This window comes from Erwinia sp. SLM-02, from assembly GCF_037450285.1.
GTDB lineage: Bacteria > Pseudomonadota > Gammaproteobacteria > Enterobacterales > Enterobacteriaceae > Erwinia.
In genome coordinates, this window is the sequence record NZ_JAQISN010000002.1 from 1 (window position 1) to 12,330 (window position 12,330).

The 12,330-nt window shown below is 54.5% G+C and carries 11 protein-coding genes and 1 other annotated feature; of the genes, 6 read left to right on the top strand and 5 right to left on the bottom strand.

All coding sequences use genetic code 11. The features are described from left to right. Window positions 1-548: 548 nt before the first annotated feature. The 3 genes from clpB to rluD all read right to left on the bottom strand — a co-directional run bounded on the left by clpB (window position 549) and on the right by rluD (window position 4,954). Entirely contained in the window at window positions 549-3,122 is a 2,574-nt protein-coding gene (gene clpB, locus PGH32_RS13250; protein WP_314427777.1) for an ATP-dependent chaperone ClpB, read from the bottom strand. Window positions 3,123-3,248: 126 nt separating this feature from the next. Then, window positions 3,249-3,977: a purine nucleoside phosphorylase YfiH gene (yfiH, locus tag PGH32_RS13255; RefSeq protein ID WP_314427779.1), complete on the bottom strand. Its 729-nt coding sequence runs from the start codon at window positions 3,975-3,977 to the stop codon at window positions 3,249-3,251. Then, window positions 3,977-4,954 carry a 23S rRNA pseudouridine(1911/1915/1917) synthase RluD gene (rluD, locus tag PGH32_RS13260; protein WP_314427782.1) on the bottom strand — a complete coding sequence of 326 codons (978 nt, stop codon included), beginning with the start codon at window positions 4,952-4,954 and terminating at the stop codon, window positions 3,977-3,979. The genes yfiH and rluD overlap by 1 nt, the downstream gene beginning before the upstream one ends. A gap of 130 nt (window positions 4,955-5,084) precedes the next feature. Here rluD and bamD point away from each other — a divergent pair, with 130 nt between their 5' ends. From bamD to PGH32_RS13290, 6 genes are all read left to right on the top strand, one after another. Continuing rightward, a complete protein-coding gene (gene bamD, locus PGH32_RS13265; RefSeq protein ID WP_314427784.1) occupies window positions 5,085-5,816 on the top strand; it encodes an outer membrane protein assembly factor BamD in 732 nt (243 codons plus the stop codon). 268 nt (window positions 5,817-6,084) lie between these two features. Beyond that, window positions 6,085-6,417, top strand: coding sequence for a ribosome-associated translation inhibitor RaiA (gene raiA / locus PGH32_RS13270; protein ID WP_123330820.1), 333 nt, complete (start codon window positions 6,085-6,087; stop codon window positions 6,415-6,417). A 106-nt stretch (window positions 6,418-6,523) separates the two neighbouring features. Continuing rightward, window positions 6,524-6,650 (top strand) — a sequence feature (Phe leader region). Then, window positions 6,525-6,572, top strand: coding sequence for a pheA operon leader peptide PheL (pheL, locus tag PGH32_RS13275; RefSeq protein WP_105594002.1), 48 nt, complete (start codon window positions 6,525-6,527; stop codon window positions 6,570-6,572). It overlaps the preceding feature by 48 nt. A 23-nt stretch (window positions 6,651-6,673) precedes the next feature. Continuing rightward, window positions 6,674-7,834 (top strand): bifunctional chorismate mutase/prephenate dehydratase, encoded by a 1,161-nt coding sequence (gene pheA, locus PGH32_RS13280; RefSeq protein WP_314427787.1) that lies wholly within the window; start codon window positions 6,674-6,676, stop codon window positions 7,832-7,834. A gap of 113 nt (window positions 7,835-7,947) precedes the next feature. Further along, window positions 7,948-8,997: an ABC transporter substrate-binding protein gene (locus tag PGH32_RS13285; protein WP_337894294.1), complete on the top strand. Its 1,050-nt coding sequence runs from the start codon at window positions 7,948-7,950 to the stop codon at window positions 8,995-8,997. Next, window positions 8,997-9,716 (top strand): substrate-binding domain-containing protein, encoded by a 720-nt coding sequence (locus tag PGH32_RS13290; RefSeq protein WP_337894295.1) that lies wholly within the window; start codon window positions 8,997-8,999, stop codon window positions 9,714-9,716. Before PGH32_RS13285 ends, PGH32_RS13290 begins: the two co-directional genes overlap by 1 nt. Window positions 9,717-9,841: 125 nt before the next feature. Here PGH32_RS13290 and tyrA read toward each other — a convergent pair whose 3' ends face one another. Together tyrA and PGH32_RS13300 are read right to left on the bottom strand one after the other, a co-directional pair. Beyond that, window positions 9,842-10,963, bottom strand: coding sequence for a bifunctional chorismate mutase/prephenate dehydrogenase (gene tyrA, locus PGH32_RS13295; protein ID WP_314427791.1), 1,122 nt, complete (start codon window positions 10,961-10,963; stop codon window positions 9,842-9,844). Window positions 10,964-10,978: 15 nt separating this feature from the next. After that, window positions 10,979-12,049 (bottom strand): 3-deoxy-7-phosphoheptulonate synthase, encoded by a 1,071-nt coding sequence (locus tag PGH32_RS13300; protein ID WP_314427793.1) that lies wholly within the window; start codon window positions 12,047-12,049, stop codon window positions 10,979-10,981. Window positions 12,050-12,330: the final 281 nt, after the last annotated feature.

Genomic DNA, 12,330 nt, shown 5'->3' on the forward strand with positions numbered 1-12,330 from the left:
AATCTGAGCCATGATCAAACTCTTCAATTAAAAGCTTGATTTGCTGAAACAAGTTCAGCGATGCTCATCTGTAAAACGTCATAATGAATTTCATTATGTGTTCACTCGTGAGACTTGATATTTTTTACGTCCGGAGACGTTGATATCAATCCTGCGAGTGCCCACACAGATTGTCTGATAAATTGTTAAAGAGCAGTGCAGTCAGTGCCGAGGCTTCCTGCTGCGAGGTGGCGTATATTACGCTTTCCTCCTTCGGAGTCAACTTCTTTTTGAGAAGTTTTTTCCGGCGGTTCAGACAACTTCCTGAACCTCTAACACGCTGGCCTGTAAGCCGTTGTTCCGTGTCAGTGGAGGCGCAGTATAGGGATTTTCTGGCGGCTGACAAGGGCTAATTTCAAAAAAACATTCACATGCTTAGTTTTCAAGCAAACCTGCAGTAAAAGCCTCTTTTTTGCCGATTTAGTAAACAAAAATGGGCCCGAAGGCCCATTTTAATTATGACAATGTCAGAAAGCCCTGTCATGGCAGCCTGCCCGACGAATCGCACTTTACTGATGCGCGACGATGACACCATCCTGCAGATCCATTTCTATCACTTTACCCGGAACCAAAGCCCCGGAAAGAATCTGCTGTGCCAGCGGGTTCTCAATCTGCTGTTGGATAGCGCGTTTCAACGGCCGTGCACCGTAGACCGGGTCATAACCGTTCTCACCCAGCTGCTGCAGAGCGGCATCGGAAATATGCAGCTCATAGCCACGCTCTTCCAGACGCTGATACAAACGCTGCAGCTGGATACGGGCAATAGAAGCAATGTGCTGCTCGCCCAGCGGGTGGAAGACCACCAGTTCGTCAATACGGTTAATGAACTCCGGACGGAAGCTGTGGCTGACAACCGACAACACCAGCTCTTTCATTTCCCCATAGCTCAGCGCACCGAAGCGCTCCTGAATCAGATCGGAACCGAGGTTCGACGTCATGATTACCACGGTGTTGCGGAAATCAACCGTCCTGCCCTGTCCGTCGGTCAGGCGGCCATCGTCCAGCACCTGAAGCAGAATGTTGAAAACATCCGGGTGCGCTTTCTCCACTTCATCCAGCAGGATCACGGAGTAAGGACGACGGCGCACAGCTTCGGTCAGGTAGCCGCCCTCTTCATAACCGACATATCCCGGAGGCGCACCGACCAGACGCGACACGGAGTGTTTCTCCATGAACTCGGACATATCAATGCGCACCATGGCATCGTCGCTGTCGAACATAAAGTTAGCCAGCGCTTTACACAGTTCGGTTTTACCCACCCCGGTTGGGCCGAGGAACAGGAACGAGCCGATTGGCCGGTTCGGATCGGCCAGACCCGCACGACTACGACGAATGGCGTTTGATACGGCTTCCACCGCCTCATTCTGCCCAATCACCCGCGTATGCAGTTCCTGCTCCATGCGCAGCAGCTTGTCACGCTCACCTTCCATCATGCGGGCCACAGGAATACCGGTCCAGCGCGCCAGCACGTCGGCGATTTCCACATCGGTAACGCGGTTACGCAGCAGGCGCATGGTTTTACCTTCTGCCTGGGTCGCCGCCGCCAGCTGTTTCTCCAGTTCCGGAATTTTGCCGTACTGCAACTCAGACATCTGTCCCAGGTCACCCAGTCGGCGCGCCTGTTCCATATTCAGCCTTGCCTGCTCCAGCTCGGCTTTAATATGCTGAGTACCAGACAGAGAGGCTTTCTCGGCTTTCCACTCTTCTTCCAGCTCTGAGTAATCACGCTCTTTCTGCGAAAGCTCGCTTTCCAGCATCTCCAGGCGCTTGATGCTGGCATCGTCCGATTCTTTCTTCAGCGCCTGCTGTTCCAGCTTCAGCTGAATGATACGGCGCTCCAGGCGATCGAGCGCTTCCGGCTTGGAGTCGATCTGCATGCGAATGCTGGATGCCGCTTCATCGATCAGGTCGATAGCTTTGTCCGGCAGCTGGCGGTCGGCAATATAGCGATGAGACAGCGTCGCCGCCGCGACGATAGCCGGGTCGGTAATCTGTACATGGTGATGCAGCTCATAGCGCTCTTTCAGACCGCGCAAGATGGCAATGGTATCCTCCACGCTTGGCTCGGCCACAAACACCTTCTGGAAACGACGTTCCAGCGCCGCATCTTTCTCAATGTACTGGCGATATTCGTCCAGCGTTGTCGCGCCAACGCAGTGCAGCTCGCCGCGCGCCAGCGCAGGCTTCAGCATATTACCGGCATCCATCGCGCCGTCGGCCTTACCGGCACCCACCATGGTGTGCAGTTCGTCGATAAACAGAATGACGTTGCCTTCCTGTTTCGACAAATCGTTCAGCACGCCTTTCAGACGTTCTTCAAATTCACCGCGGTATTTAGCCCCGGCCACCAGCGCCCCCATATCCAGCGCCAGCACGCGGCGGCCTTTCAGCCCTTCCGGTACTTCACCGTTAATGATGCGCTGCGCCAGTCCTTCAACGATGGCGGTTTTACCCACGCCGGGTTCACCAATCAGCACCGGGTTGTTTTTGGTACGACGCTGCAGTACCTGGATGGTACGGCGAATTTCTTCATCACGGCCGATGACCGGGTCAAGTTTGCCCTTCTCCGCCCGCTCGGTCAGATCGATGGTGTATTTGCTTAATGCCTGGCGTTGATCTTCCGCCCCTTGATCGTTCACGTTCTCCCCTCCTCGCATCTGGTCAATCGCTTTCGTCAGCTTGTCGCTGGTCACACCGGCCGATTTGAGTAAATCAGCCAGAGAACCGCGGGAGTCGAGTGCTGCCAGAACAAATAATTCCGATGAAATAAAGTTGTCGGCGCGCTTTTGCGCCAGTTTGTCGCACAGATTCAACACGCGGACCAGGTCGGCTGAAGGCTGGACATCGCCATCGGTGCCTTCGACCTGCGGTAAACGGCTGAGTGACTGTTCAATACCGCTGCGTAAGGAAGCGACATCAACGCCAGCGGCGGTCAGTAAAGGACGAACGGATCCGCCTTCCTGATTGAGCAAGGCGCTCATCAGATGCAGAGGTTCGATAAATTGGTTATCTCGGCCGAGGGCCAGGGATTGGGCATCAGCCAGAGCCAGCTGAAATTTGTTAGTAAGACGATCCAGACGCATAATTTCCCCCATTCAGGTCAAATTGCTACTGGAGATTAAATGAGGTCATCCCTCAAATTTTTCAAGGTAATGACCTGAACATTTCGGAGAAAAAAACATCAATCCGGACCGTCTTATGGCGCTAGGTTATATCAGCCAGATGAAACTTGCCATACGCCCGGTGATTCCATCCCGTCGGAAGGAGAAAAATTGTTCTTCCCGCGTATACGTGCAATCACCGCCACCCCTGATATTCCGCACTCCGGCAGCGTTTAAACGCTGGGTAGCCAGCATCCAGAGATCGGCATAAAACTTTTCACCGGCAGCACGAAAAGCGGAGCCGGCAGCAGGATCGACGGCACAAAACGCCTCTCGCACTTCTGGCCCTACTTCAAATGCCTGTGGACCGATAGCCGGCCCGAGCCAGGCGGTAATCTCTCCGGCCGGCGCTGAAAACGTCTCCAGCGTCGCTTCGAGTACCCCGGAACACAAGCCCCGCCAGCCTGCGTGAGCAGCCGCAACTTCCTGACCATCCGCCGAGCAAAAAAGCACCGGCAGACAGTCCGCAGTCATCACAGCACACACCACCCCACGCTCCCGCGTATAGACGGCATCCGCCCGCACTGAGGCCGGGGGTTGCCCATCCAGCCGCAGCACATCCGTGCCGTGTACCTGTTCCAGCCAGACCGGCATTGAAGGCAGATTCAGCGCCTCCACCAGACGCTGCCGGTTCGCCTGCACGTGCTGCGGAGCGTCGCCCACGTGCGCGCCCAGGTTCAGACTGCTCCAGGGGGCATGGCTGACGCCACCGCTGCGCGTGCTGCTGCACGCACGTACGCCGTCGGGAAGTGACCAGTCAGGGATAACGGGCTTCATTACCAGTCCATCTGATCTTTAAATTCTTCGGTATCCGCTTTAAGGGCGTTGATCAGATCGACCATATCCTGCGGCAGCGGCGCATGCCATTCCATCTCTATACCGGTAATCGGATGATAGAGACGCAGCATCGTTGCGTGCAGTGCCTGACGATCGAAACCGCGCAGCGTGGCGATGAAGGCCTCAGAAGCCCCTTTAGGCGGGCGCGGACGGCCACCGTACAGAGGATCGCCCACCAGCGGGTGCGTAATATGGGACATATGCACACGGATCTGGTGAGTACGTCCGGTTTCCAGGCGCAGGCGAAGGCGCGTATGGGCGCGGAAGTGCTCCATAATGCGGTAATGGGTGGTTGCCGGTTTCCCCATCGGGTGCACGGCCATGTGCGTACGTTTAGTCGAGTGGCGACTGATCGGCTCGTCTACGGTTCCGCCCGCCGTCATACGACCTATCGCGACGGCTTCATACTCGCGGGTGATTTCGCGACGCTGAAGCGAATCAACCAGGTGCGTCTGCGCCGGAACGGTTTTCGCCACGACCATCAGGCCGGTAGTGTCTTTATCCAGACGATGAACGATGCCCGCACGCGGTACATCAGCGATCGCCGGGAAGTGATGCAGCAGTGCATTCAGCACGGTGCCATCGGGGTTGCCTGCGCCAGGATGGACGACAAGATGGCGCGGTTTATTAATGACCAGAATATCGTCATCTTCATAGACAATACTTAACGGGATGTCCTGCGCTTCCCACCTTGCCTCTTCTTCGATTTCCGCATCGATGATAATTTGCTCACTTCCGAGCACTTTTTCCTTAGGTTTGTCGATAATTTCGCCGTTTACGGTTACACGACGGTCAAGAATCCATTCTTTTATGCGAGAACGTGAATAATCAGGGAACAATTCGGCCAAAGCCTGATCTAAGCGTTGTCCGAGTTGCGATTCGGATACCGTTGCGTTGAGTTTTACTTGTTGTGCCATACACAGCTTCTTCGTTAACGTTGGGTTTTCACGGCGATGCCGTTTAATATAATGTGCTATTGTACCTGGTCACTATCGGGAGCTATACGGACAGCTTCCTGAATAACACTCTGAGGATAATCAAATCGTCATGACGCGTATGAAATATCTGGTGGCTGCAGCCACGTTGAGCCTGGCATTAGCTGGATGTTCCGGCTCCAAGGATGTGGTGCCTGACAGCCCGCCTTCCGAGATCTATGCCACTGCCCAGCAAAAACTGCAGGACGGTAACTTTAAAGGAGCAATAACGCAACTGGAAGCGCTAGATAACCGCTATCCATTCGGCCCTTACTCCCAGCAAGTTCAGCTAGACCTGATCTACGCATACTATAAGAATGCCGATTTGCCGCTGGCCCAGGCTGCCATCGACCGCTTTATGCGCCTCAACCCCACCCATCCAAACATTGACTACGTCATTTACATGCGTGGCCTGACGGATATGGCGTTAGATGATAGTGCGCTGCAGGGATTCTTTGGTATTGACCGTTCTGACCGCGATCCAACCCATGCGCGTGATGCTTTCAAGGACTTCTCGCAGTTACTGCGCGGTTACCCGAACAGTCAGTATGCGACAGATGCACGTAAGCGCCTGGTGTTCCTGAAAGATCGTCTGGCGAAATACGAATTATCCGTGGCTGAATTCTACACTAAACGCGGTGCTTATGTCGCTGTGGTTAACCGTGTAGAGCAAATGCTTAAAGATTATCCGGATACGCAGGCTACGCGCACGGCATTACCGCTGATGGAAAGTGCTTATCGCCAGCTACAGCTGAACGCTGAAGCTGAGCGTGTGGCTAAAATCATCGCGGCTAATCAGGCCTGATTCCTGGCCACAAAAAAAGGCAGCGTCTGGCTGCCTTTTTTTATGTCTGAAAACGGCCATTCCGGCACATTCCCGATCGAGTTATCCCATCAACAATGCCATTGAAAATGCGTGTCGGCAAGGGTCCAGGCCGCTTTTATCAGCCCGTTTCACACTTTTATCCTTCTTGACAAAAAGTGACAATAAAATGTGATCTAAATCACACATTTTACCGTTTTAGGCGCTATGCTGGACTTACCAAGACGGAAATGACAGAGAGGTAAGCACTATGGTTCTGAACATTACCAGCAAACAAATGGAAATTACTCCGGCTATCCGCCAGCATGTCGAAGACCGTCTCTCTAAGCTCGAAAAATGGCAAACCCATCTGATTAATCCGCACATTGTTCTTTCGAAGGAGCCGAAAGAGTTCGTTGCCGATGCCAATATCAACACGCCTAACGGCCCGCTGGTTGCCACCGCAAAACATGAAGATATGTACACGGCAATCAACGAGTTGATTAATAAACTCGAGCGCCAGCTGAATAAAGTTCAGCATAAAGGTGAAGCGCGCCGCGCCGCCGCCAGCGTCAAAGATCTTAGCCCGATCGACGAAGAATAACCCCCTCATCTCGGATAACGCGCCTGCGGGCGCGTTTTTTATTGACAGAGTGAAATTACAGCGGTTACTTTAACCCTCAAGACCGCTGCAATGAATTGAGCAAAAAAATGAAATTTATCCCGTTTTTCTTCGCATTCTTTTTTACCTTCCCCTGACTGGGAGGCAATTCGTCGTGTAAGAATGAATGCGAAGACGAACAATAAAGCCTCCCGAAAGTGGGAGGCTTTTTTTTTAGCGACATCTGACAGGTAGCGATATGAACTCCGAGAATCCTTTGCTGGCCCTGCGTGGAAAAATCAGCGCGCTGGATGAAGAACTACTGCAACTGCTGGCCCAGCGCCGCGCGCTGGCGATTGACGTTGCCACGGCTAAAATGGCGACGCATCGCCCTGTGCGCGATATCGATCGTGAGCGCGATTTGCTTGAGCACCTGATTACGCTGGGTAAAACCCACAAACTGGACGCTCACTACATTACCCGCCTGTTCCAGCTGATCATTGAAGATTCGGTGCTGACCCAGCAGGCCCTGCTGCAAAAGCATCTGAACAACACTAACGCGCACTCTGCCCGTATTGCCTTCCTGGGTCCGAAAGGTTCCTACTCGCATCTGGCTTCACGCCACTATGCGGCGCGCCATTTTGATAATTTTATCGAAAGCGGCTGCCTGAAATTCCACGATATCTTCAATCAGGTTGAAACCGGCCAGGCGGATTACGCCGTGCTGCCGATTGAAAACACAACGTCCGGCTCCATCACCGATGTCTATGACCTGCTGCAGCAGACCAGCCTGTCTATCGTCGGGGAAATCACCCTGCCCATCGACCACTGCGTGCTGGTTTCCGGCAGCACCGATCTCCAGCAGATTGAGACCGTCTACAGCCATCCGCAGCCATTCCAGCAGTGCAGCCAGTTTATTCATCGCTATCCGCACTGGAAAATTGAGTACACCGAAAGCACTGCCGCCGCGATGGAAAAAGTTGCCGCTATGAATTCACCTAAGGTCGCAGCGCTGGGAAGTGAAGCCGGCGGCGACCTGTATGGCCTGCAGGTTCTGGAAAGGAATCTCGCCAACCAGCGACAGAATATTACCCGCTTTATCGTGCTGGCCCGCAAGCCGGTGGATGTTTCGATGCAGGTCCCGGCGAAAACGACGCTGATTATGGCAACAGGGCAGCAGGCTGGTGCACTGGTTGAGGCATTACTGGTGCTGCGTCAGCATAACCTGACCATGAGCAAACTGGAGTCCCGCCCGATCAACGGTAACCCGTGGGAAGAGATGTTTTACATCGATTTCCAGGGCAATCTGCGCTCAGAAGAGGTTCAGCAGGCGCTGCGCGAGCTGGCTCCGATCACCCGATCGCTGAAAGTGCTGGGCTGCTATCCCAGCGAAAACGTCGTAGCGGTAGAGCCTCTCTGATTGTGACCGGTGGCCTGCCGGTGCGGGCCACCTCCATTCAGCACAACAGAAGCATTCCCCCCTGAGCCCTGACGCTATATCATGGTGTATATAGCGATTTTCAGGAACTCAGTATGCGTCATCTCTTCCGATCTTTAACTCTGGCGATTTTTATCGCATCCGTACCGTTTTTCTCTTATGCCGATCGTCAGGTAACAGACCAGCTTGGCAGGCAGGTTACCATCCCGGACAGGGTTGACCGGGTGGTTGTTCTTCAGCATCAAACCCTGAACCTGCTGGTCCAGCTGGACGCCACCAGTAAGATGGTGGGGATCCTTGCTAACTGGCGGCAGCAGCTTGGCGACAGCTATGCCCGGCTGGTGCCTGAACTGACCAAAGTACCGATGCTGGGCGATCTGACTCATGTCGACCTGGAAAAGCTGGTTGCTCTGCATCCTCAGGTAGTGTTTGTCACTAACTACGCACCGCAGGAGATGATCGACCAGATCCAGCAGCTCGGGATTGCCGTGATTGCCATCTCGCTGCGTGCAGATGATAAGCAACAGAGCCATCTCAACCCCGATTTGCAGAACGAAGAACAGGCTTACAACCAGGGTCTGAAAGACGGAATCCGCTTAATCGGCACGGTGGTTAACCAGCAGCAGCAGGCAGAGGCGCTGATTAAAGCCACTTTCAGCCTGCGTCAGCAAACCACCGACCGCCTGAAGGACATTCCTGCCGCCCAGCGCATCCGCGTGTATATGGCGAACCCCGATCTGACGACCTACGGTTCAGGGAAATATACCGGCCTGATGATGAACCACGCCGGAGCGATGAACGTGGCGGCCGCGACGGTAAAAGGCTATAAGCAGGTTTCGATGGAGCAGATACTGGCCTGGGATCCTCAGGTGATCTTTGTGCAGGACCGTTATCCACAGGTGGTGGAAGAGATTTACCAACAGCCTAACTGGCAGGCGTTAGAGGCGGTAAAAAATCATCGCGTTTATCTGATGCCGGAATATGCCAAGGCGTGGGGATATCCGATGCCGGAAGCGATGGCGCTGGGCGAACTGTGGATGGCGAAAAAGCTTTATCCCGAAAAATTCAAGGATATCGACATGCAGCAGCAGGCTGAAAGCTGGTATCAGCGCTTTTACCGCACACACTACAACGGCAGCAACTGATGCAGCCGCTGCGCGTGCTGGCCGCCGGAAGCCTGCGTCCCGTCTGGTCGGCGATGGCTGAGCACTTTCGGAATGAGTATCCGCCCGGTATTGAAACGCAGTTTGGTCCGGCCGGTCTGCTCCGGCAGCGCATCGAACAGGGTGAATCCTGCGATCTGTTTGCCTCAGCTAATCTGGCGCATCCGCAGGCGCTACGACAGTCAGGCCGGGCACTGCAGGTCGCCGCCTTTTGCCGCAACTCACTGTGCCTGAATGTACGCCGGGAGCTCGGTAACCTTTCCTGGCTGCAGCTGTTGCAGCATCCGCAACTGCGTATCGCCACCTCAACGGCCGGCAGCGACCCCTGCGGTGATTATGCATGGCAGATGTTCGACAGGCTGGCTTTGTGGGATAGCGAACTGGGGGAAAACCTCAGGCAGCGCGCCCGGATGGTGGTTGGAGGGGAACACTCCCCGGCGATCCCACCGGGTATGCAGGCGGCTTCGTGGATTATCGAGTCAGACCAGGCCGATATTTTTATTGGCTACAGCAGCTACGGCCATCGGCGAGAGCACAACAGCCGGATTGCGACGGTCAGTATTCCTCAGGAATGGCAGCCGTCAGCCATCTATGGGTTTGCGGTTTGCGATCCGCGCGCACAGCCTCTGGGTGATTTTTTACTGTCGGAAGAGGCACAGGCCATTTTACGCCAGTATGGTTTTGGCGCGGCGGGGGCGTAGGACGCGCGAGAAGAGACAAACAGCAGAGCTGGCAGGCAAAAAAAAGACAGCCCGGCGGCAATTACCGTTCACTCAGCGTGCCCGGTAATCACTCAACGGCTGTCCTTCTTACTCAATGCGGAAAATCAGGCCCGGCTGTCGTTTGCCTGGCGCAGCAGCGTTCGGCTCTCGGCCTGGAAGCGCTTCGCGTAGTCGCCAAACCAGTGTTCAACCCGGCGGAAGCTGTCAATAAACGCCTGCTTGTCACCGTGCTCCAGCAGCTTAATCGCCTCGCCAAACCGCGCGTAGTAACGCTTAATCAGCGCCAGGTTGCTCTCTGAAGACATAATGATGTCCGCGTAAAGCTGCGGGTCCTGCGCGAACAGACGGCCGACCATCGCCAGCTCAAGCCGGTAGATAGGTGAAGACAGCGCCAGCAGCTGTTCCAGCTGTACGTTCTCTTCGGCCAGATGCAGGCCATAAGCGAAGGTAGCAAAGTGGCGCAGCGCCTGAATAAACGCCATATTCTGGTCGTGCTCGACCGCACTGATGCGATGAAGGCGCGCGCCCCAGACCTGAATCTGTTCCAGGAACCACTGATAGGCTTCAGGCTGGCGGCCGTCACACCATACCACCACCTGTTTCGCCAGACTGCCGCTGTCCGGGCCAAACATCGGGTGCAGGCCCAACACCGGCCCACCGTGTGCGGCCAGCATCGCCTGCAGCGGTTTATTTTTCACCGATGCCAGATCGACCAGAATGCAGTCCTGCGGCAGCGGTGGCAGTTCGGCGATTACCTGTTCGGTCAGATGGATCGGCACGCTGATAATCACCATTCCGGCATCGGCCAGCAGAGCTTCCGCCTGATGATGTTCCTCTTTGTCGAGGATCTTCACCTGATAGCCCGAAAGGGTCAGCATTTTTTCAAACAGCCGCCCCATCTGCCCTTTACCACCGACAATCACCACCGGACGCAGTTCCGGGTTTAGCGTTTTGAAACCTTTATCATTTTCACTGGTATAGGATTCACGCATGACCCGGCGCAGCACATCTTCAATCAGATCCGGCGGTACGCCGAGCAGCTCGGCTTCTTTGCGGCGCGAGGCCAGCATGGTGGCCTCGCGTTCCGGTACATAGATCGGTAATCCGTAGCGGCTTTTCACTTCCCCCACTTCCGCTACCAGCTCCAGCCGTTTAGCCAGCAAATCCAGTAGCGCTTTGTCCACTTCATCAATTTGATCGCGCAGTGCGGTCAGTTCAGCCACCATAACTCGTTAATCCTCTTACTGCAGACGTGCCGCCAGTACGCCGCTGAGATCCTGATGAATTTCACGCAGCAGGCTTTCAGTCGTTTCCCAGTTGATGCAGGCATCGGTGACCGAAACACCGTAGCGCATTTCACTGCGCGGCTGCTCGGAAGACTGATTGCCTTCATTAAGGTGACTTTCCAGCATCAGACCGATAATTGAACGGTTACCGTCTTTGATCTGTGCCACTGCAGATTCAGCTACGCCCGACTGGCGGCGGAAATCTTTATTCGAATTGCCGTGACTGCAATCTATCATCAAGGATGGGCGGAGTCCCGCCTGCTGCATCTCTTTTTCACACTGAGCCACATCTTCCGGGCCGTAGTTTGGTTTTTTACCGCCGCGCAGGATCACGTGTCCGTCCGGGTTACCCTGGGTTTGCAGCAGGCAGACCTGGCCGGCCTGGTTAATACCGACGAAACGGTGCGGCATCGCTGCGGCGCGCATGGCGTTAATGGCGGTGCCCAGGCTGCCATCGGTGCCGTTTTTAAAACCAACCGGCATCGACAGGCCAGACGCCATTTCACGGTGTGTCTGCGACTCGGTGGTACGCGCTCCGATAGCGGACCAGCTGAACAGATCGCCCAGGTACTGCGGGCTGTTCGGATCCAGCGCTTCGGTCGCCAGCGGCAGGCCCATTTCAACCAGGTTCAGCAGCAGCTGGCGCGCAATGTGCAGGCCACCTTCCATATCAAAAGTGTTATCCATGTGCGGATCGTTAATCAGGCCTTTCCAGCCAACGGTGGTACGCGGCTTTTCAAAGTAAACGCGCATCACAATGTACAGCTGGTCACCCACCTGGTCCGCCAGGGTTTTCAGATGACGTGCGTATTCCAGCGCCGCATCCGTATCGTGAATCGAACAAGGCCCGCACACCACCAGCAGACGGTGATCTTTACCGTTGATGATGTCAGAAATGGTCTGGCGTGAAGCGGCAATTTGCTGCTCCAGCGCGCCGTTCAGCGGGAAACGTTTTTTCAGTTCCTCTGGGGTAATCAGAACCTGTTCATCAGCGATATGAATGTTGTTCAGCGCATCTTTTTGCATGATCGTAATCCTGGGCAATTCGATTAATAGGGATCCTCAATGAGGTTGAAAAGAACTGTATCACAATGCGTACATTACTCAACCCCTGCATGTACACTTTTATTACCACCCGCATTATAAATACGCCGATCACTAGATATAGTTCAATGTAATCAATTATTTATATATTAAAAATCAAAGCAAGCAGCCATCAACATAAGTAAACATTTATTTACATCCTGCTATTTAATAAAAAACCCTGTCTTTTCCGTCACCTGCCGTTCTGGTCCGTCCGCACTATG

Excerpts from the sequence above, each read along its gene's own strand:
- rluD (WP_314427782.1), bottom strand. The coding sequence starts at position 4,954 with ATGGCACAACAAGTAAAACTCAACGCAACGGTATCCGAATCGCAACTC.
- yfiH (WP_314427779.1), bottom strand. The coding sequence starts at position 3,977 with ATGAAGCCCGTTATCCCTGACTGGTCACTTCCCGACGGCGTACGTGCG.
- PGH32_RS13290 (WP_337894295.1), top strand. The coding sequence starts at position 8,997 with ATGCAGCCGCTGCGCGTGCTGGCCGCCGGAAGCCTGCGTCCCGTCTGG.
- raiA (WP_123330820.1), top strand. The coding sequence starts at position 6,085 with ATGGTTCTGAACATTACCAGCAAACAAATGGAAATTACTCCGGCTATC.
- PGH32_RS13285 (WP_337894294.1), top strand. The coding sequence starts at position 7,948 with ATGCGTCATCTCTTCCGATCTTTAACTCTGGCGATTTTTATCGCATCC.
- bamD (WP_314427784.1), top strand. The coding sequence starts at position 5,085 with ATGACGCGTATGAAATATCTGGTGGCTGCAGCCACGTTGAGCCTGGCA.
- tyrA (WP_314427791.1), bottom strand. The coding sequence starts at position 10,963 with ATGGTGGCTGAACTGACCGCACTGCGCGATCAAATTGATGAAGTGGAC.
- pheA (WP_314427787.1), top strand. The coding sequence starts at position 6,674 with ATGAACTCCGAGAATCCTTTGCTGGCCCTGCGTGGAAAAATCAGCGCG.
- PGH32_RS13300 (WP_314427793.1), bottom strand. The coding sequence starts at position 12,049 with ATGCAAAAAGATGCGCTGAACAACATTCATATCGCTGATGAACAGGTT.
- clpB (WP_314427777.1), bottom strand. The coding sequence starts at position 3,122 with ATGCGTCTGGATCGTCTTACTAACAAATTTCAGCTGGCTCTGGCTGAT.